Below are 23,965 nucleotides of genomic sequence, written 5' to 3' on the forward strand. Positions count from 1 at the left end.
TACTTGGTATATTACTACACCATATCCGGCATGGCTAACGATAGAGCTACCAAAAATCTAATATGTATTTAGTATGTCACCAATTTCAATTTTTTGTTTTATTTTTTTTCTTTGTTTAAACGTTGTTATTTGTTTGACTCCTAAGGACTGCAACATACCCAACTGCTCCAGAGCGTAGTTTCCTAGATCATCGGGAAAATGAGCATCAGAAGAAATAGTCATGCATACATGATGGTCAGCTAATACCTTCAGAAATGCTGGACTAGGGCACATTTCTTTAACTGGATAACGATAATAGAGTCCCGCATTAACTTCAGTAGCTGTATTAGTATCTAACAACTTTTTAGCAATCTGATGATAATAAGGAATTAACTTTTCTTCGTCCGGACGGTTACCAAATACTTTTAAATTATCAAGATGTGCAATATAATCAAAAATCCTTGAAGAAACAGCATTTTCAACAATATGAAAAAAATCTCTATATAGTTCTAGTAAATCGTATTGCATAAACAAGTGCTGAGTCTCCGGATTATCAAATCCCCATCCATAGATGAAATGCACAGATCCGATGATATAGTCATATTGCTTTTCATGAAGAATATTTGTTAATTCTTCTTCTCCATTAAGAAAATAATCTGCTTCCATTCCTAATCGAAGCTCTATCCCTTCATTTTTCCACTTTTGTTTCGCATTCTCAATTAGCTGGATAAATGGATCAATTGATTCCACAGATACTTGATCTAACCACTTTTTCTGAATAGTTCCTAAGTGATCATTTTCTATATATATATGTTTTTCATAGTAAGATTTGTATTCTTTGAAACGATAAAGATGGTCAACTATTCCTACTTCTCTTAGCCCTAATCGCTTTGCTTGCATTAAATATAAATCAAGCCATTCCATAGTATATGGACCGCTTTCTATTCGTTTTCCCAATAGCTCTGATGCTTCTACCATCCATTCGCGTGTATGTGCTTTATACTGTGAATCCCTTATATTTTTTATAGCATCAAATGTTCTTTTTAACCAATTCGAGGAATACGGACCTTCTTCTAGATGAATATGATAATCAACTTTCAATTTGTCCACCCTTTTTTTAGATTTTTAAATAGATTCTTATACTTTATTATGAGTATAGAAAGAGGTAATTTCTCCGTTATCAAGGCGAATCCATGATTCAAATCGGCGTTCACCTTCAAAGAGACGAATCACTCTTGCTCCACGTTGCAACTCACCATAAGTGTTATACCCACTTACACGGCCATAACATAAGGATATACCGTATAGCTCCCCACAATAATCATTATCATGATCGTGTCCCACAAACGTTCCCATAACGTCCCCGGATTCAAGGAGTGCTGTAAATAATCCACTATTAATCTTAGGGGCACAAACCTTTTCCATTCTAATTCCTGATACTTTTCCTACCTGTAAGACTTCATTATACTCAGGTATTGGAATATGAAAAAAGGCTAAAGCAGGAGCTGGTTTTTCTTTTACTTTTGCATATTTCTGTGACTCCGAAACAAACCAATTCACTTGATCGGAATGGATCCATTCATACCCACCAATATCCTCTGGAGCCAATGCTCCTGAATCTAAAAAGTATAGTAACGCTTCATTTTCTTCGCCTGTCGCTGATTGAATTGCTAGAGAGTAATTGCCCACACCATGTATATTTTCTGGACCAGTTATAGACACAGAACTATGATATCCCTCTTGAATTAGATGCAGTTCTTTCCTCGTTATTCCCTCTTCGGTATCATGATTTCCATAAACAATAGCAAATGGAATATCCCATTGAGAGATATGGTCCAATACTTTCCGATACGAATTATCTGGGCGATTAACACCTTCACTCCAGATAAGATCTCCTGTAATTACGATTAAATCAGGCTGTTCTTGCTGGATAGATTCACTAATTAAAGTGAACGTCCGTGCATCATCTTTATGATCATCTTCACCGCTTACGTGCAAATCTGTAAACTGAATGATTTTAAATGACCGATCTTTACGAAACATTAGTTTTGATTCCATATGTTCATCTCCTTTTATTCTTTTACAGAGCCGATATTGACCCCTTTGATGAAATGTTTTTGCAAGAGAGGATATACAAGAATAATTGGTGTTACGACAATGACAATTGTCGCCATTTTTAACGATTCACCGGTAATAAGAACTTTATCTACTAGATCATAATTTGTACCTGATGAACGCAGCAATGCATTTTGCAATGCTTCTTGCCTCGTAAGCATTTCCTGAAGCAATGTGGACAAAGGCTTTAATGATTGGTCACGCACATAGAAGGCACCTGAAAACCAGTCATTCCAATGTCCTACTGCGTTAAACAATCCAATTGCAGCGACAACCGGTATACTCATGGGCAATATAATTTTAAAGAAGATAGCAAAATCTCCACACCCATCAATTTTCGCCGCTTCTTCCACACTCTCTGGAATTTGATAAAAAAAAGTCCTCATAATAATGATATTCCAGACGCTATATAATGAAGGAATAATATATACCCATATACTGTTAGTTAGTTGTAGTTCTTTTAACACCATATAATAAGGCACAATCCCACCACTAAATAACATGGTAAAGAAAATAAAAAACGTAATTTGTTTTCTCCATGGCAATGTTTTACTTTTTAAAGCGTATGCAGCCATTGCCGTAAGAAAAACACTTATCAAGGTACCTAAAATTGTTCTGAATAATGATATATAAAAACCACCTAAAATACTTGATTGTGAAAATACTTCTTTAAAGTTGTCAAATGTCCATTCTCTCGGCCAGAAATAAACTCCACCTTTTTGTGCATCTACACCGCTATTAAACGATAATGCAAATATGTTAATGAAAGGAAGTATGACTGTTAAACAAAAAGCAATAATAATAAAATAGTTAATATATGAAAAAACTTTTTCACCTTTGGAAGTTTGATAGTAATTATTTCCCACGATTTTGTCTCTCCTTGGTTAAGAGATGTTTTAGTTAGCTCCTCTTTTTAAAGATAACTTCCTTCTTTATATGCAATGAAGAAGGAAGTTTCTCATTTAAGAGATTAAGAACGATTAATACTGGATAACTTCCATGCCCTTCGACTAGTATTGCTCCTTCATTTTGTACAAGATAAGTTATTGTTATCCTACACATAAATCTATGGGCAAGAGTGAGTGCCTTCGCTTTGCTTAGAAACTTAACAATTAATACTTTAATTTAGTTTCTTCATTTTTATCTTTTTCTTCCAAGTACTTAATATATTTGTCAAGTCCTGCTCTATCCAATTGCTTTGCTGCCTCGTCCATAATATCTTGTGCTTCCTTCATATTTTTGCTATAAAATGCCCGTAGTAAGCTTTCGTTATAATTCTTAAGCGCGATATCCAAATCTTCCCCTCCATCTACTTCATAAATAAAAGATGTTGGTGTATATCCATCCAACACTTTAGCGTTCGCAAGCTTTTCATCATATTTCCACATTTTTATAATATCCATTGCCGCTTTGTTTGTCTCACTAGATACCGCTTGTCCATATTCAGCTTCACCAAAATCTTCTTCAGGATGAAGGTCTGTATACCCTAAATGCTCAGCCCAATAGGAGCGTACTCCCCTAAAGCCTAGTTCTTTTGCTGCTGCTGGATCTTCTTCTAGTAAATCAAGCACTTCCTGTTTAACTAATGGATTCCCATGCTCATCGAGCGTGTAATCCCGCCCTTCTAACCCATACCATGAAAGCAATTTCCCTTCACGGGATGCCAGATAATCCGCAAATTTCACAATTTCTTCAGGATTCTTTGTAGTTGCCGGGATAGACCATCCAGAATATCCAGATTTATACGGGAGCTCCATTTGGTATTCACCTTCGATAGAGTTCAAAGGGCCTAGAGGGATATACTTCATGTCACTATTTGCAGATTCAAAATTATGCATATCTGCAACGATTCCAAATGATCGATTTACAACTCCTTCTTTTGCCCGATTTTCCTCCATTGTATAGAATTCTGGGTGCATTAATTTTTCTTTCAGTAGTTTCTGAACAAAATCTACTCTTTTAATGCCGTAATCTGTTTGACTTTCATGCTTGATTTTATCGTCTTTCGGATCACGGAAGAATTTCTCCCCACTATTACCTGTCCAGATCATATCCCTGTATAAATGATCACGGTCTGAACCACCCCAAATTGTCGGACCAATCGGACTAATAGCTTTTCCATTATCATCCTTAAATTTTCCTGCTTGTATTTTTTTAGCGAGGTCATACATTTTTTCGGATGTATTAATTTCACTTGGGGTTATTGCCAATTCATCTGCAATATCTTTACGGATATATGGTCCTCCTACATACTTTCTAGACTCATAGCCTGGTTCTCTCGTAATAGACATGTGAACTAGGTATGCTGCATCATCAAATTCCGGACGAAACATAATATTATTTTTCGTGTCTAATGGCAAATAGCCTTCTTCAAAATATTTACTATATACTTTCGATTCTTTTAAGTAGGGATTCAAATCCGTAAACATTCCTTCTCTTGCCGCTTTTAATAGTACTTGCATTTCGGGACGTCCACTATTATTTAGGTAATAAGCGATGAAGTCAGGCAAGTCTCCTGCTGCAATTCCTGCTGTAAGTGCCTGCAAAGAACTATCCGAGGAAACAGTTTGTAGTTCTAACGTAATTCCAGTTCTTTTCTTTAGTTCAGCAGCAATTTCAGGATTCATTTCTTTTGATGCATCACCATCACTCATGAATACTAAACCAGTAATTTTTCTATCTGCAATCCATGTTGCCGGTTTATCCCCGTTGTCCTTTTCTACTTCACTACCAGCATCTTTTTTGAAGTTACAACCTGATATAAATAAAACTGTTATTAATGAAAGAATAAATAGTTTTCCTGCATTCCAATTAGATAATTTCATATTCATCCCCCATTTCAAATGATCACCATAGTGAGGTATCAAACTTGCGCTTTGAAATTGCATTTACGACTAATACAAGCATTAATCCAATTACTCCCTGTAACATCCCCACTGCTGTTGCATAACCAAACTGACCGCCTTGGAGACCTACTCGTATAACATAAGTATCAATAATCTCAGCTACATCAGCATTTCCTGGTGTTTTTAATAAATAAATTTGATCAAATCCCGCAGACAATATATTACCAAGAGATAGAATAAATAAAATGATAATTGTAGGTCTGATACATGGCAGGGTTACATGCCAAATTTGTCTCAATTTACTGGCACCATCTATTTTTGCTGCTTCGTAAAATTCCGGATTGATCCCTGCAATGGCTGCAAAATAAATAATAGAGTTCCAGCCTATTTCTTTCCAAACATGACTCCAAAACATAACAGGATAAAAATAATCTCTTTCCATTAAAAAGAATGTATCACCCTTTCCCCCAAAAAGTTGAATTACTTGATTTAATAAACCTGTATCAGGTGCTAAAACCCTTTGTAAAAGTCCCACAATGATAACCCAAGACAAAAAGTGTGGAAGATACGTTATACCTTGGAGTAAATTCCTTATTTTATTATTGGATATTTCTTTAAACATCAACGCTAAAAGTATAGGAAATGGCAATCCTAAAAATAATTTCATGGAGCTGATGATTAATGTGTTTTTTATAAACACCCAACTTTGAGGATCCTTAAAAAATCTCTCAAAATAGGTAAAGCCAACCCATTCTCCACCCCAGATTCCTGTATTAAATTTAAACTCTTTGAAAGCTAACACTAATCCCGCCATAGGCATATAAGAAAAAAGAATAAAAAAGATAAGACATGGCAAAAGCATAATATATAGTTGTTTGTGACGCCATAATTCTTTCCAACTATTACGTTGTTTACTGGTACGTAGTGCTCCGTTTTTATTTGCTCCTAGAGGATGTTTTTCGCTAATTGCTTTCAAGTTCATCACCTTTCTAGAATTGCATTACTTTTTTGTAACAGAATTATGTTCTTGTTGTTTATTGTGGTTTTATGTAATTTATATAATCATTTGTAACTTCTTTTATGGAAATATAAACACTAGCAATACTCTTACACTAGTTCTCCCTTATAATCTGTAGGTTAATAATCCTACTATTTGTTCGCTATTTTTTATGAAACCGCCTACGTTTTCTATTCATCTTAATCTAGGATCCTTTTATTGCTCCCTCCTTTACATTATTTATCAATTTGTGGTTTTATGAATTTCTTTGTTGTTTGTTTTTTATTGTTGTTGTTATTATATCCACTTACTAATGAAGTTGTCAATTTAAATTTTTATATAATTTCAACTACTTTGTCTTTATTGAATACGTTATATAAACATAGGAATTGTCAGTATTTTGGCCGAGAATACCTTAGGACCTGATACATTGTAACAAGTGTGACCGGCGTGCATGCTACTGTTACATATGTAAATAAAACTTATTAGAAAGCATCCTCCTTTCAAATTAAAAGGAAATAGAGTTAACTTCTACTCTATTTCCTCTTAATATTTTTGGACATAACTCTTCAGTCATCTAATTCAAGTAGTCCGGCTTGATCCAGACTGTCAAAAAAAGGCTGCGGGGACCTTCATCCTGTTCAACAGTCCGAAAACTTCCTTTCTATTATTTTAAATAAATAGGATTAGTAAATCCGATCATAGTATAGACGCCCTCTATTACACCATGTAACTCGGCAATCACCCACGAAACATTCTCTAATTTCGTATTACATTTGAGCGTATTATTCCTTAGTCTACTCTCTTCTAAAATCCCACAATTGCTCCTTACTCTAATTTTCAAATCTTGTTTATCTAGTTTCCATTGATTTTTCCTTACCGAAAAATCAACGTTTATCTTCAGCTTAAAATGATTTTCAAATGGTGCTTTTTCTATTTCATCACCTATAGAATAGGATTTTCCTTGTTCATCAACTATATCCAACGTTATTAAAGGCCCCATAGTAATGGATAACCTACCTTTTTTTAGCGCATCTATCATACTCTTATCATTCACATCATTCTTCTCCAGAATATTGAGATAGGTGAGAGCAATCGTTTCCTTATTTTTTGATGATACATGCCAATCCCTTCCGCTCGTACCTGAAATTCGATAACCATCATTTAATTTATCGATCCATAAATCATACGCCCGTTTATTCTTTTTTCTAATCGAAGGAAAAGTCTCTGACCAAACCTCTATATAGTCAACATCATTCCAATCTGATATTTGATATTCCCAAAAACATCCCGTACAAATTGGGCTACCAATTTCGAATGGGTGGGCAATCCCCGCTAGCCCGCCTTGTTTATGTACATTGGCAATTCCTTTATGTATATCTAAAGGTGATAAATTTCTCCAATCCGCATAACCACTAATTCCTAATGTGACCATATGACCATAAAATGTTGTCCATTCCAGTCCAGACAAGATATAAACACCTGTCTTTGCCATTACTTCCTCTTTATCCATAAGCCCCGACATTGTATTATGGTCCGTTAATGCAATGCCCGTAATTTCAAGTTCCCTTGCTTTTTCTGCCATTTCTAATAAGGTATGCTTACCATCACTATGTACAGTGTGGGTATGCAGTTCAAAAGGAAGCCACTTATTCATTTTGTTCGCCCCAAACTTTTAATTGATATTGGCAATTTTCCGTAACTAGAGAATGTATATCAAGACTCACTTTCCATAGTCCTCGTGGATTTTTTTTAGATATCATTCCTAGTGACGATTTCGTTTGGCTCAAAGTTAATTCAATTTGTGAGAAATGTCGATGTGTTGCACCTCTACATGTATCAGGATCATCAATGGAAAGGGTTATATGGTTCAACAAAGGTAACATTGACTTCCAATTATCGAACTTCTCATACCCGTATTTATCTATGCAGTTCAATATGAGATCTTTTGACAGCTCTTCGTCTTTTAATTGTTTAGGATTGTATTCGAACGCTACCTTCAACAAATCATATTCCTTGTCAATAAAGAATGAATAGGTAATATGGCTTTTGGAACAAGTCGGATTTATCGTTCCTTCTCCCTGGTATATCACTTTCACTTCATCTCCTCCTAAGTATTCAGATAACTTCCCACCTTGTTAACAACAGGAATATCAAACAACAAAAACCACAAAGTAATTACAAAATTCACAAAACCAATATACACCTGGCAGAAATTTCAGTCAACAAAAACTGTTCTAATAATTAAAGATAAGCGCAGCCTACTATTAAGCGATCTATAAGCTACACCAGCCTACTTTGCCACTAGCACATCGAGTACGTCGAAGCTTGGGCAGATACATCTTTTAGAAATTGGATCTAAAGAAAGAGTCAGTCCCCGTGGCATTGTATGCCCGTTGAACTGACCCCATCTTATTTCATATACAGTTTAATAGTTTTCACTTCATATGGCGTGATTGAAAAAGTAATTTGTGAATTACTTTGCTCTTTTCCAATGGCTTGTTCCATTAAATTAGTCTCTACCCACGATGAAATATTTTGCTGCACATCTAACGATACTTTCCCTCTACGCCCTTCATATTCATGGAGGCGAATAATCAGTCCATTGCCGTCTTGAGCAGGTTTAACCGCGTCAATCCACACATGGTCAGAATCGATATCCAGGAAAGAAGTTTCTTTATCCCATTTTCCATGGAGAGTTGCTATTGGGTCATTTAGATCCCATGCCTTTTCAACTGTTTTTGCTTTTCTCCAATCCCCAATATGTGGGTATAGTGAATAAACAAATGCATGTTCACCTTGGTCAGCCAGTGGATCTGGATAAATTGCCGATTTTAGTAGTGTTAATCTCATATTACTTTCTTTAATATCATAGCCATACTTAGAATCATTTAGTAGACTTACACCGTAATCGGCTTCGGATAAATCTGCCCACTGATGGCCTACCGTTTCAAATCTCGCCATATCCCAACTCGTATTCCAATGTGTCGGTCTTTTTACATTACCAAATTGAATATCATATGTTGCTTCTGTTGCACGGATATCAACGGGGAATGCGACCTTTAACATTTTTCGTTTTTCATGCCAATTCACTTCAGTGGCAAAGTCAACTCGTCTATCATTTGCATAAAAAGTGGATTTTTGCGAGATTTCGGAGTGATGATATTTCCATTTCATCTGGATACTAAAGCTAAGTTCGCCATTTTCTATTACATCAAACTCAAGAAGCTCTCGCACTTCCTCCATCTTTTCTTGATAAAAAATATCAATATCCCATGCATCATGAGCAAGTGGCTTATCTTCAAAAATTTGCAGTACATTGCCATTTTCATGATCGGATAATATATTTCGGTCCGCTTCTTTATCGTATAAGCTTGATATCTGTCCCAATTCATTCCATTCTACAATATAAAATGGCGTTTCCAATCGCTTTTCATTGTAACGAAAGCTTGATATTGTTTCTGAAACTACTGATTGGTCAAAATGAAGTGTTTTCGCACCAAAAGAAGGAAGAGCATCCACTTCAACTAGCCAGCCTTCTCTGTTTTTCTGTGTTTTTAGCGCCATTCCATCACTTGTTCTCCAAATGCCATCCTCATGATTTTCCATTCCAGGGATCACTACATTACGCGATCCTTGTATGTGAGAAACATTTAATAAAGCAACAGTATTCGTTTCATTTATTATAGATTTGCTTATAATCTCTGACTCAACATCATTAACAATTTGAAAAGCCTCTGCGTATTCCAGCTTCGCATCATCATAAACCTCCGTAATCGAAGATCCCGGAATTATGTCATGAAATTGATTTCTAAGAATGATTTTCCAACCTGATTTTAAGTCGTCATTGCCAATCCAATCTTTCTTGCCAGATAACCAAGTAGAAAGAAATTCCGCTCTACGGTATTGTAATTCCAATTGTCGATTCATTTTTTTCATAAACGCTTGGCTCGTATATGTACCACGATGGTATTCCAAATATAACTCGCCATCCCATTTATGAATATATCCATCAGATTCGCTTACATTCTGATGTAGTTTGTCAAAAAACTCTCCTGCCGTAGATGTCTTGACATTCGGCATTCCAGGCAGTTGATCAAATCTACGTCTCATCTCAAGCATGTGGCGGTTTACACCACCTCCGCCATCTCCATATCCATATGAAAGAAGAAGATCCTTTGACAAGTCTTTATCCCGATATCCATCCCAAGATCCTTTGACCGTTTTCGCTGAAATAAAGCCGTTATATGTATAAAACCATGAGTCAGGCCCATTCCACGGTTCCGGTGTTGTAATAAAATGAGTGAGGATTTCAGAACCATCGATACCTTTCCAATTAAACGTATCATGTGGCATCCGATTATATTGATTCCAGCTAATTTTCGTTGTCATCATCGTTTTAATGCCTGATTTTTTCAAAATTTGCGGAAGTGCCCAACTGTAACCAAATACGTCTGGTAGCCATAAATAATCACAGTCTACGCCAAATTCTTTTTTGTAAAACTCTTTACCATACAGTATTTGTCGTACGAGAGATTCACCGCTTGGAATATTACAGTCTGCTTCCAACCACATCGCTCCGCCAGCTTCCCATTGACCTTCTGCAATCCGATCCTGCATTTCCGTATAAATCTCTGGATAATCATCTTTGATATATTCATAAAGTTGCGGCTGCGTTTGTAAAAATAAATAATCAGGAAATCTCTTCATCAATTGCAGGACTGTAGAAAATGAACGTGCTGATTTTTCCCTTGTATGTTTTAATCTCCATAACCAAGCAACATCAATATGTGTATGCCCAACTGTATGAATCGTAATTTCCGATGTTTTATCGATCGCGCTAATTGTTTCTGTCAACAGCTTTTCAGCTTGATAGCAAGATTGATAAAAAGCTTCACTTCCTGGCTCTGTCCAATCAATAATAACAAGTGCGTCGGAGATCATTTTTTTCAATGAAACAAAAGCAGGATCTGCTTCATTCGTTTCCATTAATACTTCATAGGCAGCCAAAAGCGTAAAATATAAGTTATCCACTTTTGTATCGAGCCAGCCAATTTTTGCAGTTTCTAGCTTATACTCCTGCTCCTTCGGCTCGCCACCGCCTTCAAGTCCTGACCAAAGTCGAAAATCTAAACGCAATGATCCGTTACTGACCGTATCATCAAAAAGGACTTCCTCATGATTAGAATCCACCCCTTGATATGGTTTACCATTTACAAATAACAATGACTCAAATCCAGAGTTATTGCCACCACCAGTTCTTCCGAAGGAGAACAGTCCAACAATTTGACGATTGGCAAGTTGAATATGAGTGTCTATTTTTGAATGGAGCCACAGATAACGATCTCGCCCTCTCCAATACTCACCAAGAGCAAGTGTATCTCCAGCGTAATCAGCAGGTGGTTGTGCTCCAATTTCCCCATTATCTTCGCTTATATAAAATTGTTCGATAGATACACAATCGCGATAACGAAACCCAGCTAATTCCTGAATACGCGCCTCAAACTTTCTTTCTGTCAAAAACAAATCATTCACTCCTTAGTAGCTAATTTATTTTCCAAGTAATGAAACCTCTTCATACACACCGTTATAATCCAATAGGCTGGAAGTGCGCCGCTGAAAAACGGAATAAGCCCTGGTATTTTCAAAAATAAAAATCCAATTAAAAATAAACCGAGTAAAATAAAGAAAGTAGCTTTCAAACTGACAAGTGAATAAATAAAAGATTGTTTAATATACTCTTTTATACTGAATTTGTATTGAACATAAATGGGAAAAAAGAAAATGAGCGTCATCATAAAAATTAGCATGAGAAAGATGAAAAAGATATAAAGAAAAAGCGATAAAAAGCCATCCATCTGTTCAGCAATGCTAAGATCAAAAAACAGGATAATACCGATCAACCAAAAAATAGCACCGATTTTATTACTGTTTTTCCATTCTTTAAAATACGTTTCTTTAAATAGCTTCCATATAGAGAAATCAAATTCTTTCATTGTCCACCTTCTAGCAACAGCAAATAACGCTATTGTCGCAGGCATGATTCCAAATATGACAAGCCCCAAAAGAGTAAATCCTAACCATAAAAAGTTTGTCCAAATCAATCTCATTATCCATTCGCTTACCTGTTGAAATACTCTCATTTGTAAAACTCCTTTATATAAAAGAGAGGACAAAGATACAATTACTTCTGTCCTCTCACAATCAGTTTGGATTCCAGCCAAATTGTAGTTGAATTCTGGGCATTAAGCAAATTTAGGGGTAACTCCACACCAGGTACTAGCTAATCAGCCAATTTATAAGCCACACATGTCTGATTACTAGCTACTCGGTATTTTTATGAGCCACTCACTTCGATTGACTGGCCACTCGGCTTTTTTATGAGCCACTCGCGACTACTTACTGGCCGCTCGGCTTTTTTATGAGCCAAGTCGCGACGATTTACTGGCCGCTCGGCATTTTTATGAGCCACTCAACAAATTTCACAGCTATACGCCCAGACTGTTACATCACTTCGTTATTTGTTTATGCAATGGGCTGCCTTCTACTGCCATATCACACATGCTTAGGACAAATTCGCTAAACATGGAGTTCGACCAGGCAAACCAATCTCGGGTAAATTCTTCAGGTTTACTTGCATTGAATCCTTCATGCATAAAGCCTGTACCGCCGTCAGTTGCAATCATCGTTTGTAAGATTTTTGCTTTTTCTTCGGTACTAATACTTGTCATTCCTTGAATAGATAATGCGATATGCCAAATATAATGATCTGGTGTATGCGGACTGCCAATTCCGGATGCTTTTTTACCTTCATAATAATACGGATTGTCTCTGCTCAACAAAAAGTTTCTCGTATTTTGATATATTGGGTCGTCAAATGAACAATAGCCCAAATAAGGAGCGGCAAGCAAGCTTGGTACGTTTGCATCGTCCATTAAATTATACCCTCCTGCACCATCTGTTTCATATACATATATTTCCCCATAAACCGGATGTTCAATCGTTCCATATATCTCAATACCAGTACGAATTTCTTGGCCTAGGTTTTTACACGCTAGTGATAAAGCTTCGTCTTGTAATACGACTTCACATATTTCAGCAGCATAATCCAATACAACAGCTGCGAACATATTAGCTGGAACGAGATAACCATACGTACATGCATCATCACTTGGTCTAAACGCACTCCAAGTCATGCCTGTAGGAACGACTTTACTTCCTTTTCCTTCACGAGTTAGCGTATCAGACTGTCTGACGTCCTTGCGCTCAAAACGATATGGTGACTGTTCTTCGTGGTCTTGTTCGGTTTTCCACACATTTATAATCGTTTTAATCGCTTCATGAAAATCTTCTTCTAAATGAGCGGTTTCTCCCGTTGCTTTCCACAATAAATATCCAAGCTGTATCGGATAACATAATGAATCAATTTCATATTTCCGCTCCCAAACATGCGGTGACATCTCTGTCACATCCGTTTGAAATCCTTTTCCGTTTGGAGAATCATTAAACGCATTTGCATATGGGTCATGTAAGATAAATTTCAGTTGCCTCTTCACAACACCAGCAAGCATATTTTTAACTTCTTCGTCTTGATTAGCGACCATTAAATATGGACGAACTTGGGCTGCTGAATCACGTAACCACATCGCAGGAATATCCCCAGTGATAACGAAGGTTGTTCCATCATCTAAATGTTTTAATGTAGTAGAAAAGGTGTTTACATAGCACTGAGCAAACATATCATGTAGCTTCGTCTCATCTGGAAATGCTACTTTGACCTTTTCGATAGTTTCTTGCAATGAATTCGGTAATATTGAGTTCATTATTTTTTTCCCTCCATGGCAACTGTCATAATTTTATATTTACTTACAGGCATATTTGTATAAGTCTCGCCGACCTGTTCTAATTTCTCCTCGATAATATTGCTCGAAAAGTAATTAGCAATATGTGGACTTTCAATGGATAAACTCTTTTCAGCGTCTGCTGGATTGTAAAATCTCATCAAAATATCGTCTTGTTTTTCTCCCTTTTTCAAGCTTGTAAAAACTAATCCATCACTGTTCCAATCTATAAATGAACCATTTGTAGGAATAGATCCTGCTCTCATCTCAGTTTGTTGGCAGACAATAGGGGTTTGGAAATCATATGCTTGCTCATACACTTTTGCCTGAATGGCATTACCTTTATGTGGAATGACAAACCATTCAGCTGTCTGGGTTCCTAAACATTGTGCTTCCGGTGTTGGGAAATAACCCCAATCACCAAGCTCTGACACGGATCGTAACACGGTTACAGCCAATGTCGTTTGTTCTTCAAGTACTTCATATTCATGTAAGCCTTTTGTCGCAACTGCTAAACCATATTCTCCATCAGATAATGATGCAAAGGATTGTTGATGATGATCAAAGCTAGGATTTTCCCATTCTGCTTCAGGCTTATTTGGTCTTTGTACAATCTCGAAGGCACTCTCTGCTAAATGATAATCTGTTTGTAAATTTGTTGGATAAAGTACGCGCAGTCGATGATCTTTAGCTGTATTGTCAATGTTTACTTTTACAGCTAATCCTTCTGAATCTTTGTCTAATGTTAAAATTGTTTTCAACACAAGCGTTGTCATTTCTTCAGATCTTCCTACTTCGCGATCACGATGCCAAACAAGTCGATCTTTCATATCCTCTAGCTCAGCCGCAGCTGATACTGGGATTTCCCATTCATGTGTTATTTCCATCATTGCCCTTGCCGCATTGTTTTCGATAATTTGGATATCCGCTTTGAGCGATGATGTTGTATAAGGTTTTTCATTCATACCTTTCTTAAACATATATTCATTACCGATGTCGCTCGTATTCTCATATCCGCCAACATGATAATAACCTTTTCCAGACGACTTATGTTCAATGTCGTATGTACCATTATCATGAACGGAAATCCGTATATGATCATTTTCCATCACGCGATCATTTTTCATCATGAACGTTTCATCCGTCTTAGCTAGCTTTTCTACAAGAAAATACGTTTGATAACCCAATGCTGGAAGTTCGTCAGTTGCAAAAACAATTTTCAATTTCCTAGCGAAGTAAGGCTGTCTAAATGCATCATCTGGCAAGTCATAACCAAATTCCACACCTGCATCTTCAATCGAAGCGGCTTGTACTTCTCCGGAAGCATTAACGATTGCTAGTTCTGGTAATACTTTTTCTTTTAGATAATCTGGTATTTTAGTAAATGACATATCTCTAAAATACACACGCTCATAATCTATCACTTTTTCAATCACTGTATGTCTATCATGACCAACAGTATTGAAGACAACGAGCGGTTTTGCATGACTAAATCCTACAGGTGCATTTATTTCTATTTTATCGGTCAATTTCTCCATTTGTTCTTGAATGATCATATCTGTCATTTGCTCGACTTTTTTAAACCTTGTCACCATTTCTTCATGTACTTCATCAATAGAACAGCCACAAATACTATCATGTGGATGATTCTGCATTAACTGTTTCCATGCAAAACGCAAATAGTCTTCTGGATATTCTTCACCAAGCATGTAGACAAATGTCGATAGTGGCTCTGCAAGTCTTTCCAATTTAATTTGGCAAAGATGGTTCATTTGTTTCAAATAAATTCGAGCGGAAGCTGTATTTACAAGTGTTGACCAGCCATCCGTTCTTTGATTTCTTAATTCACCTTGAACCGTTTGTAAATTTTCCGGCAAGGTTTTCTGCACAGCTTCCATATAATCAGAAAAATTAGAATGAACGAATTCGATATCTGGATATAAATTCTGCGCCATTCGAATTGCTTCAGGTAAATCTTTTTGTAATGGCTGATGATCGCAACCATTCATATATAATAAATGCGGTGTAGAAGCATATTTCCTAGCATCAGATAGTTTTTGCTCCCAGAACTGCTGTGCTTCCTCTTTTGAAGTCGGCACTTCATTACCATTTGAATACCAGTTAGCTAGTAATATACCAAGTACACTTGATCCATCTGGAGATTGCCATTCCAATTCTGAAAATGGTGATTCGAAATTGACACTATCGCTAACCATATTGTTGAAACCTGTTGGCTTTACACCTCTTCCAAATGTCGCAGTTGAAATCCCAGCCTGCTGTAACATCTGTGGCGCTTGTCCATACACTCCAAATGTATCAGGAAAATAACCCAGTTTTGAGAAAGAACCAAATTTCTCTGCGTCATGCATACCAATAATTAGATTACGTACATTTGCCTCTGCGCTTGTTAAAAAGGCATCCTGCAAAATATACCATGGGCCAATAATAATTTTATTTTCTTCAATATACTTTTTTAGTATTTCACGTTTCTCCGGTCTAATTTCTAAATAATCATCTACCGCAATGGTTTGACCATCCAAGTGAAAGCTTTTATATTCAGGATCATTTTCTAGCTTTTCTAGTAAATCATCCATTAGTTTTACTAAGTAATAACGATGCTTTTCAAAAGGTAAATACCATTCCCTGTCCCAATGTGAGTGGGAGATAATATGAGCTGTTGTTTTTGTCATGTAATATTCACAATCCCTTCCATAATTGAGCTTTTTTCCAACACACTGGAAAGCGCTGTCAACCACGCTTAAACTTCTTGTTAAAAATAAACTTTTATCTGTATATTACTTTAGTTTTATATACGCTTTCATTTCCTATTTCTATTAATTATCTTCTCTTGCATCTCTACATTAGTTTTCTACAAACGTAAAGTCAATAAGGCTGAAACAATGCATAAGTTTTTTTCACTAATTCTAAATTATGTGCATATGAATAAATACTTTATACAGATTCGGCTATCCTACGATAAATGTTATTTTATAAAAAACAAAAAGAATCATTCCTTTCGATATGGTGTTGTCTCTACAGCAAACACCGCGAAAGGAATGATTCTTTTATAAAGTGAAACTTCAATCAGTGAGGGTTTTCTATCATCCCGCACTGATTGTTAAGGAACTCAGGCTAAGGTCGCCGCGTCCTGCGGCAACGCCTGAGTGACCAACATCCTGTTGGCCTGAACCAATCGGGTCTTTACGGGCAGTTGATCCCCCAATTTCTCTTCATTACTTTTACTAGGATCCTTGAAGTGGGGTTTTTACTGCGCGTTAATCTGCGAAAAATTATTGTACTGAGCTAACGTTTTCTCACAAAGAGTATAATTAACTTAGTTCAACTCTTGTCTTTTCCTGATGTGACTTTGCTGCCGCTTCATTAATCAAAGTTAAGTTCAAGACGTCTTCTTTCGTAATAGATGGTGTTGTTTCGTTCTGGATCGCCTGCACCCATTGTTCCATCGGCATTGGTAATGAGCTAACTGTCTCCGCAGAAATTACTTCATCACCATGACGACTACTTAGACGGATCTGGCCTTCTTCAATCATGATTGATCCTTCTGTGCCATAAAGTTCTAACTGAAACGGGCTGCCATGAGAAACGAAGCTTGTTTCAATTATACCAAGTGCTCCAGATTCATACTCGACTAATACAACCGCATTATCGTCTACACCGTGATTATTAATTTCTTGTAAACGCGCTTGTACAGCTGTAGCCTTGCCAGCTAAACGATTTGTTAAATAAATCGGATGTGCGCCAAGGTCCATCAGAGCTCCGCCACCAGTCTCTTCCAAATTAAAGAAACGTTCTGGAAGCCAACCGCTTGCTTGTCCTTCTGGAGCAACTGCGCCATTATGAGCGAAGCGACAACGGATCGTCGTTAATTTCCCTAATTTTCCTGCTTGCAATGCTTTTTCTGCATATACAAATGGGCTATCTGTTAACTTAGGCAATGATACCATTAGCTTTACGCCTTGCTCCTCTACAGCTTGATAGATTTGCTCGCAAGCTTCTGTCGAAAAAGCTAATACCTTTTCAGTGAAAATATGTTTCTTATGATTTGCCGCAGCAACCATTACTTCTGTGTGCAAATTTGTTGGTGTAGTAACAATAACAGCGTCGATTTCAGGATTCGCAAGTACAGATTCTAATTCTTGTTCAAAAGGCACTCCCAATTCATCTGCCCATTGTTTACCACGTTCCGCATCTTCATCCCATACTAATTCAATGGAAATTTGATCGTTTGCCTTTGCACCTCTTGCATAATCATCCGCATGTACATGCCATCTACTTAATAATGCTACCTTAATCATAAAAACCTCTCCCTTTTTAAGAAAAGCAGAAGCGCCTTGACAGCCGGACAAGACCCACAAGGATACGGATCCCTCGGTATACTAGGCGCTAGAGCTAAATTAATTTAATTTATATATTTTATTTTACCTGTCTCATATCAATCGAAATAAACAGCTTTTCCTGTTTTTGCAGATTCATAGATTGCTTCTAAAATTTGAGTAACAACGAGCGCTTCCGCAGGTTTTACAACCGGTTCTGTGTCATTAATAACACTTTCCACCCATAAGCGTGCTTCTAAGTCTGAATCATTTTCTACTTTACCGTCATAAAATGCAACGCCACCGGCACCAAGTTCAATTTTATTCGTGTAAAGTTTACCCATATCTTCCCCATTCAAGCGCAAACCATCTTTCATATCTGCTCCGCCTTCTGTCCCACTAAGGCTACATTTCGCTTCATCCACATCAAGCGAATTCAATGCCCAGCTTGATTCAAGCACAATCGTTGCACCATTTTCCATTGTAATAAATCCGAATGCAGAGTCCTCTACAGTAAATTTCTCTGGATCCCAAGGACCCCATGCATTTGCAGCATCTTTCTTTTTCCCTAATTTATGATTGACCGAACCCATAACAGACTTTGGCTTGTAGTTATCCATCATCCATAGCGTTAAATCAAGTGCATGTGTACCAATATCAATTAGTGGACCGCCGCCTTGCTTTTCTTCATCTAGAAACACGCCCCATGTCGGAACAGCTCTTCTACGAATTGCATGTGCTTTCGCGTAATATACTTCACCTAGATCTCCGCGTTTACACACATTATGTAAGTATTGGCTATCCGGTCTGAAACGATTATTATAACCAACAGTCAACTTTTTGCCTGTCCGTTCCGAAGCTTCCACCATTAATTTTGCTTGTTCTGTGTTGATTGCCATTGGCTTTTCACACATTACATGCTTGTCAGCTTCCATCGCTGCAATGGAGATTTCCGCATGAGAAATATTAGGTGTCAATACGTGAACAATATCAATCTCTTTATCTTGCAAAAGTTCTTCATAATTTTCATACACTTTCGCGTCAGCGCTTCCATATTGAGCAGCAGCTTTCTCCGCTTTTTCTATTTCAATATCACAAAATGCAACCATTTCTACTTGGTCTACCTTGCTAAGACTGGGCATATGCTTGCCATTAGCAATTCCCCCACAACCGACGATAGCAACTTTTAATTTTTTCGTCATGATTCATTCTCCTTTTAAACTAAATATTTTTTATTTGATACATTGTAATACCTTCTCACATTTTAACCTTTTATTCCACTAAAAGTAATACCATTAATAAATGTTTTTTGCATAAAAAAGAACATAATTATAATTGGCAAGGTCATCATCGTTGCCACTGACATCATTAAGCCCCACTCTGTACCCATCTGTGTTTGGAATTGCTGAAGACCTAAAGATAAAGTGTATTGAAATTCATCTGTTAAATATAGTAATGGGCCAATAAAATCTGTCCAGCTATTCATAAATTGGAATAATGCAACGGCTAAAACGGCTGGTTTTGCTAATGGTAACATAATCTGCCAATAAATCCTAAACTCTCCTGCTCCATCTATTTTAGCAGCATCCCTTAGTGTATTCGGCAGTCCCATGAAGAATTGACGCAATAAAAAGATGAAAAATGGTACACCGAAAAATGCAGGAACGATCAATGGTAAAGGTGTTCCTACCCAGCCAATTTTATTAAATAATAAAAACAACGGAATCATCGTTACTTGCGCTGGGATCATCATGACCGCAATCGTAATAATAAATAACACGTTACGTCCTTTCCATTCCAGTTTCGCGAAGCTATATGCGACCAAAGGACACGAAATAGCTACCCCTATTGTACTTAAAACAGTAATGACCACTGTGTTTTTTAGAAATGTAAAAAATGGTATGTATTCCATTGCATCTAAGTAATTCATCCATCGAAATGGACTAGGAAGCCATTCAGGCGGATAAGAAAAGATCTGTGTAATTGGCTTTAATGAAGTAGATACCATCCAAATAAACGGAATTAAAAAGAACATCGAAGCAATAATGAGACATATATGAGCTACTGTAAACTTAAATCTTTTTTTTACTATAGGTTGCATTTATAACACTCCTTTCTACTCTCCTTGATAATGAACCCAACGTTTAGAGGTCATAAATATGACAGCTGTTAATGCCATAATAATAATAAACAAAATCCAAGCCATCGCTGATGCGTAACCCATCTTAAAAAATTTAAATCCATTATCATACAAATACATAACATAAAATGTTAGTGAGTTTGCCGGAGTACCCTGCCCTGAAGTCATTGTGTATGGCAGTGTGAACTGCTGAAACGCCCCAATTGCGCCCATGACTAAATTAAAGAATATAACAGGAGTCAGCAATGGTATTGTGATATTAATTGTCTTTTGAAACCAGTTGGCACCATCCACATCTGCAGCTTCATAGTATTCATCTGAGATATCAGCAAGCCCAGCAAGATAAATGATAACAGCCTGCCCTATTCCCCATAATGACATCAATATAAGTGATGGTTTAGACCAAGCCACACTACCAAGCCAGTTCGGTCCTTGTATGCCGATTAATTCTAGCATCCCATTGACAAGACCAAACCCTGGGTTTAGTAGCCACATCCAAAGAACAGCTAGAGCAACATGCGGCACAAGGGTTGGTAGAAAAAATATCGTCCGATATACTGCCATGCCTTTGATCTTCATATTTAACATCATAGCTAGAGCAACACCAAAGATAATACTTAAAGGGACGAAATATACGGCAAAATAAATAGTATTATAGATAGACTTCCAAAATAAATCATCTTTAAAAAGATCCTTATAGTTTTGGAGTCCAACATATTTACCAGGTTGTAAAATACTATAGTCAGTAAAACTAAAGTAAATGGAAGATACTAACGGTACAGCATAGAACATAACCAAACCAATGATCCACGGAGAGGCAAACAGCCAACCGGTTCTATTTGATGCAGAAAATGTTTTTTTCTTGTTGATGGGTAAGCCTACGACACTAGTAGATTTGTCTGTCTTCGCCAATTTCAGAAACCCCTTCCTTCTTAAATGGGAGGGGGGTACCCCTCCCCATTTATAATTATTTCTTCAACGCTTTATTTACAGCGTCAGTGGCCTTATCTAAATTTTCTTGTGGCGTACCATTACCTCTAGTAGCGTTTTCAACAGCAGTAACTAATTCATTCCATAACAGTTGACCTTCCGTAATAACTGGTCTAGAGTTTGAAACCGGTAATATTTCAATAAACTCTTTTAGAATTGGATCATCTTTATGACCTAATTTCTCATTAACTGAATCTATAACGGAGAAATCACCAGATAGTTCTCCATAATAAACCTCTTGCCCTTCTTCACTACCATAATATTTCAAAAAGTCCCATGCTTCCTCAACATTTTTTGCACCTTTGGGTATAATAACAGCCCCACCACCAGACCATGATGTGAAATCAGTTCCAGTTGGTGTAGGAATTGGCGCAACACCATAATTTAAGTCCGGCTTGAATTTGTTTATCGCTGATACTGTCCAGTTCCCATCTACTTTCATACTAATTTGTCCTGCAATAAATGGATCCATTGCATCACTTCCTGCAGAACTTTCAAATCCAGAAATATCCTCAACATTGTATTTTTTACCAAAGTCAACCATCCACTGTAGGGCATCTACAATCTTAGGATCATTCGCAGTCACTTCCCCAGTTTCCTTATTATAAAAGTCACCGCCGAATCCCCAGCCCCAACTATACAACCACCCTTGACCATACCATGGAATAAAACCGATTCTCTTGAAACGCTTTCCTTCTTTTATCGTTAATTTCTCAGCTGCGTCTTCCAATTCCGCAATTGTTTTAGGCGGATTTTCCGGATCTAATCCAACTTCCTTAAAATGATCTTTATTATAGTAAAGCATGCGTGCATCAGTAGAAGTTGGGATTCCATATAATTTCCCATCATAATTCGCTTCTTCCCAAGCATAAGGATAATACAAATCCTCTGACACACCATCTGCAGCCGCCATTTCTGTTAAATCTGTCAATGAACCTTGAGCCGCCCATGATCCAACTTTGAATCTATCAAAAGTTGCTACATCAGGTGGATTGCCGCCTGCTACCGCAGTAAGTAGCTTTTGGTCTGCTCCTTCGCTAGCTTCCGTGTATACCATTTTCACCTTAATATCAGGATTCTTCTCTTCATAACTTTTCACTAACACTTTTAGTGCATTTAAACCAATTCCCGTACTACCATGCCACAATGTAATTTCCTTTTTACCCGAACTTGACCCACCGTTTGCTTTTTCCTTCGAGGAACACCCTACTAGAAATAAAGACATAGTAAGAATTAAGAGCACAATCAACTGTCCCATCTTTTTTACTTTTCCATTCATCTTTACACCCCCATTTTTTCTAGCACACTCACAAACTACTAAATTCAAAAACCCGATTCTTCAAACGCTTACATTTTCATTTGTGTAACTTCCTAAGATGTTGGTATATTCAGTATACACAACATAATATATTATCATATATCAACATGTCAACTATAATTAAAAAAAATGAAGAATATAATTAATTCTTCATTTCTAATTTAATAGATGCGGTAGACAATCCTTCAACTAAATCAAAATCCATAAATTCTGTTAGAATGTCCCTCTCACCCAATATTTGTGCCATTAGAATCTGTACAGCCTTTTCACCTAATTTATCTTCTTTTTGATGAACATGGGTGAATCGAGGCTTCGCAAAAACCGAAGGTGGAGAATCAAAACAAATAATAGAGTAATCTTCTGGCACTCTTTTGTTCATAGAATGAATTACATGAGCTAGAATTTCTCCAAAAGAATATCTACATACAAAAAAGGCCGTTATATCAGGATTGTCCATGATAAATTTTTTTATTTTTGCAAGCTCCTTATTAAGTTCCTCGCTTTTTGTTGGTTTATATGCGACTTCGCTGGCATTATTCGTAAAAAGGTAATCGGGATTAAGCGGTAGTTTCCGTTTTGTATGTGCAAGTTGATAACCTTTCATTCTATCTTCTAATACAGTTGTGCCGTCGTAAGGAAGCGTAATGTAGGCAATATGTTGGTGTCCAAGCGAAATTAAATAATCCGTTGCTTCTCTGGCTGCTTGCATATTATTTGTTGAGACTGAACTTGCAGGAATTCCACGTAAATAGCGATCAACTAGAACAATTGGAAACTTTTGTAGCACAAGTTCAAGTATTTTCGGATTATAAAGTTCTCCATGAATCGGAAGAACAATCATTCCATCCACTCCTACTTGCAAAAGTTCTGTAATGGCTTTTTCCTCATTTTCAATCATCTCATGTGTAAACTTAATGAGCAATTGCGCACCATAAATACCGACATTACTTTCAACTACCTTGATTAATTCCGTGCCATAACTATCAGATATGTCTGTAATAACCAATCCAATTTTCAGTATTTTTATTTCTGCATTCCCAAGATCGGAATTAGAGGTAGTTATAGTCGTTTCATTAGAATATATAACAAATGACCCTTTCCCTTGGACCCTTTCGATAATTTTATTTTGCGCTAAAAGATCTAATGCTTTTTTAGAAGTAATTCTACTTACATCAAATTGTTTAGCTAAATCTTTTTCCGAGGGAATCTTTTGACCTTTTTTTAGCTCTCCTCGAATGATTTGATTTAATACATTCTTATAAATTTGTTTATACAATGGCACATTCATCATAACATCACCTTATTAGTTGTTATGTTCACTATAACAACTAATTCGTTTAATGAAAAGTTTTATTCCCTTTCCATAGGGCACTTTTTACTATATAAAATCTATTGTTCATCTCTC

The 23,965-nt window shown here is 36.8% G+C and carries 17 protein-coding genes; all 17 read right to left on the minus strand.

From position 1 onward, the window contains the following. Positions 1–57: 57 nt before the first annotated feature. On the minus strand, positions 58–1,080 hold the full coding sequence (locus MHB53_RS11825) for a histidinol phosphate phosphatase domain-containing protein (protein WP_340918461.1): 1,023 nt from the start codon (positions 1,078–1,080) through the stop codon (positions 58–60). A 36-nt stretch (positions 1,081–1,116) separates the two neighbouring features. After that, a complete protein-coding gene (locus MHB53_RS11830; protein WP_340918463.1) occupies positions 1,117–2,037 on the minus strand; it encodes a metallophosphoesterase family protein in 921 nt (306 codons plus the stop codon). 14 nt (positions 2,038–2,051) lie between these two features. After that, complete coding sequence (locus tag MHB53_RS11835; RefSeq protein WP_340918466.1) at positions 2,052–2,960, minus strand: carbohydrate ABC transporter permease; 909 nt, start codon at positions 2,958–2,960, stop codon at positions 2,052–2,054. Positions 2,961–3,206: 246 nt separating this feature from the next. After that, the gene (locus MHB53_RS11840) at positions 3,207–4,919 is read right to left on the minus strand and encodes an extracellular solute-binding protein (RefSeq protein WP_340918468.1); all 1,713 of its coding nucleotides are present in this window, start codon (positions 4,917–4,919) and stop codon (positions 3,207–3,209) included. Positions 4,920–4,941: 22 nt separating this feature from the next. After that, complete coding sequence (locus MHB53_RS11845) at positions 4,942–5,907, minus strand: ABC transporter permease (RefSeq protein ID WP_340924646.1); 966 nt, start codon at positions 5,905–5,907, stop codon at positions 4,942–4,944. A gap of 697 nt (positions 5,908–6,604) precedes the next feature. Then, positions 6,605–7,594 (minus strand): CehA/McbA family metallohydrolase, encoded by a 990-nt coding sequence (locus MHB53_RS11850; protein WP_340918470.1) that lies wholly within the window; start codon positions 7,592–7,594, stop codon positions 6,605–6,607. Further along, positions 7,587–8,036, minus strand: a complete 450-nt coding sequence (locus tag MHB53_RS11855) for a hypothetical protein (RefSeq protein WP_340918472.1) — start codon at positions 8,034–8,036, stop codon at positions 7,587–7,589. Before MHB53_RS11855 ends, MHB53_RS11850 begins: the two co-directional genes overlap by 8 nt. Before the next feature lie 313 nt (positions 8,037–8,349). Further along, positions 8,350–11,463 carry an alpha-mannosidase gene (locus tag MHB53_RS11860; protein ID WP_340918474.1) on the minus strand — a complete coding sequence of 1,038 codons (3,114 nt, stop codon included), beginning with the start codon at positions 11,461–11,463 and terminating at the stop codon, positions 8,350–8,352. A gap of 5 nt (positions 11,464–11,468) precedes the next feature. After that, entirely contained in the window at positions 11,469–12,080 is a 612-nt protein-coding gene (locus tag MHB53_RS11865) for a YesL family protein (protein WP_340918477.1), read from the minus strand. 366 nt (positions 12,081–12,446) lie between these two features. Further along, positions 12,447–13,760: a glycoside hydrolase family 125 protein gene (locus MHB53_RS11870; RefSeq protein ID WP_340918480.1), complete on the minus strand. Its 1,314-nt coding sequence runs from the start codon at positions 13,758–13,760 to the stop codon at positions 12,447–12,449. Beyond that, positions 13,760–16,468 carry an alpha-mannosidase gene (locus MHB53_RS11875; protein ID WP_340918482.1) on the minus strand — a complete coding sequence of 903 codons (2,709 nt, stop codon included), beginning with the start codon at positions 16,466–16,468 and terminating at the stop codon, positions 13,760–13,762. Before MHB53_RS11875 ends, MHB53_RS11870 begins: the two co-directional genes overlap by 1 nt. 639 nt (positions 16,469–17,107) lie before the next feature. After that, entirely contained in the window at positions 17,108–18,094 is a 987-nt protein-coding gene (locus MHB53_RS11880) for a Gfo/Idh/MocA family protein (protein ID WP_340918484.1), read from the minus strand. 137 nt (positions 18,095–18,231) lie between these two features. Beyond that, a complete protein-coding gene (locus MHB53_RS11885) occupies positions 18,232–19,314 on the minus strand; it encodes a Gfo/Idh/MocA family protein (protein ID WP_340918487.1) in 1,083 nt (360 codons plus the stop codon). Between the two features lie 62 nt (positions 19,315–19,376). Continuing rightward, the gene (locus tag MHB53_RS11890; protein ID WP_340918490.1) at positions 19,377–20,213 is read right to left on the minus strand and encodes a carbohydrate ABC transporter permease; all 837 of its coding nucleotides are present in this window, start codon (positions 20,211–20,213) and stop codon (positions 19,377–19,379) included. A gap of 15 nt (positions 20,214–20,228) precedes the next feature. Beyond that, entirely contained in the window at positions 20,229–21,164 is a 936-nt protein-coding gene (locus tag MHB53_RS11895) for a carbohydrate ABC transporter permease (protein WP_340918492.1), read from the minus strand. Positions 21,165–21,219: 55 nt separating this feature from the next. Continuing rightward, complete coding sequence (locus MHB53_RS11900) at positions 21,220–22,521, minus strand: ABC transporter substrate-binding protein (protein WP_340918494.1); 1,302 nt, start codon at positions 22,519–22,521, stop codon at positions 21,220–21,222. A 181-nt stretch (positions 22,522–22,702) separates the two neighbouring features. Then, positions 22,703–23,848 (minus strand): GntR family transcriptional regulator, encoded by a 1,146-nt coding sequence (locus MHB53_RS11905; RefSeq protein WP_340918496.1) that lies wholly within the window; start codon positions 23,846–23,848, stop codon positions 22,703–22,705. Between the last annotated feature and the right edge of the window lie 117 nt (positions 23,849–23,965).

The organism is Bacillus sp. FSL K6-3431 (assembly GCF_038002605.1).
Lineage (GTDB): Bacteria > Bacillota > Bacilli > Bacillales > Bacillaceae_C > Lederbergia.

What these genes read in the sequence shown, in the direction of transcription:
- MHB53_RS11830 (WP_340918463.1), bottom strand. Translation starts at nt 2,037, where the DNA reads ATGGAATCAAAACTAATGTTTCGTAAAGATCGGTCATTTAAAATCATT.
- MHB53_RS11840 (WP_340918468.1), bottom strand. Translation starts at nt 4,919, where the DNA reads ATGAAATTATCTAATTGGAATGCAGGAAAACTATTTATTCTTTCATTA.
- MHB53_RS11850 (WP_340918470.1), bottom strand. Translation starts at nt 7,594, where the DNA reads ATGAATAAGTGGCTTCCTTTTGAACTGCATACCCACACTGTACATAGT.
- MHB53_RS11865 (WP_340918477.1), bottom strand. Translation starts at nt 12,080, where the DNA reads ATGAGAGTATTTCAACAGGTAAGCGAATGGATAATGAGATTGATTTGG.
- MHB53_RS11870 (WP_340918480.1), bottom strand. Translation starts at nt 13,760, where the DNA reads ATGAACTCAATATTACCGAATTCATTGCAAGAAACTATCGAAAAGGTC.
- MHB53_RS11875 (WP_340918482.1), bottom strand. Translation starts at nt 16,468, where the DNA reads ATGACAAAAACAACAGCTCATATTATCTCCCACTCACATTGGGACAGG.
- MHB53_RS11880 (WP_340918484.1), bottom strand. Translation starts at nt 18,094, where the DNA reads ATGATTAAGGTAGCATTATTAAGTAGATGGCATGTACATGCGGATGAT.
- MHB53_RS11885 (WP_340918487.1), bottom strand. Translation starts at nt 19,314, where the DNA reads ATGACGAAAAAATTAAAAGTTGCTATCGTCGGTTGTGGGGGAATTGCT.
- MHB53_RS11890 (WP_340918490.1), bottom strand. Translation starts at nt 20,213, where the DNA reads ATGCAACCTATAGTAAAAAAAAGATTTAAGTTTACAGTAGCTCATATA.
- MHB53_RS11900 (WP_340918494.1), bottom strand. Translation starts at nt 22,521, where the DNA reads ATGAATGGAAAAGTAAAAAAGATGGGACAGTTGATTGTGCTCTTAATT.
- MHB53_RS11905 (WP_340918496.1), bottom strand. Translation starts at nt 23,848, where the DNA reads ATGAATGTGCCATTGTATAAACAAATTTATAAGAATGTATTAAATCAA.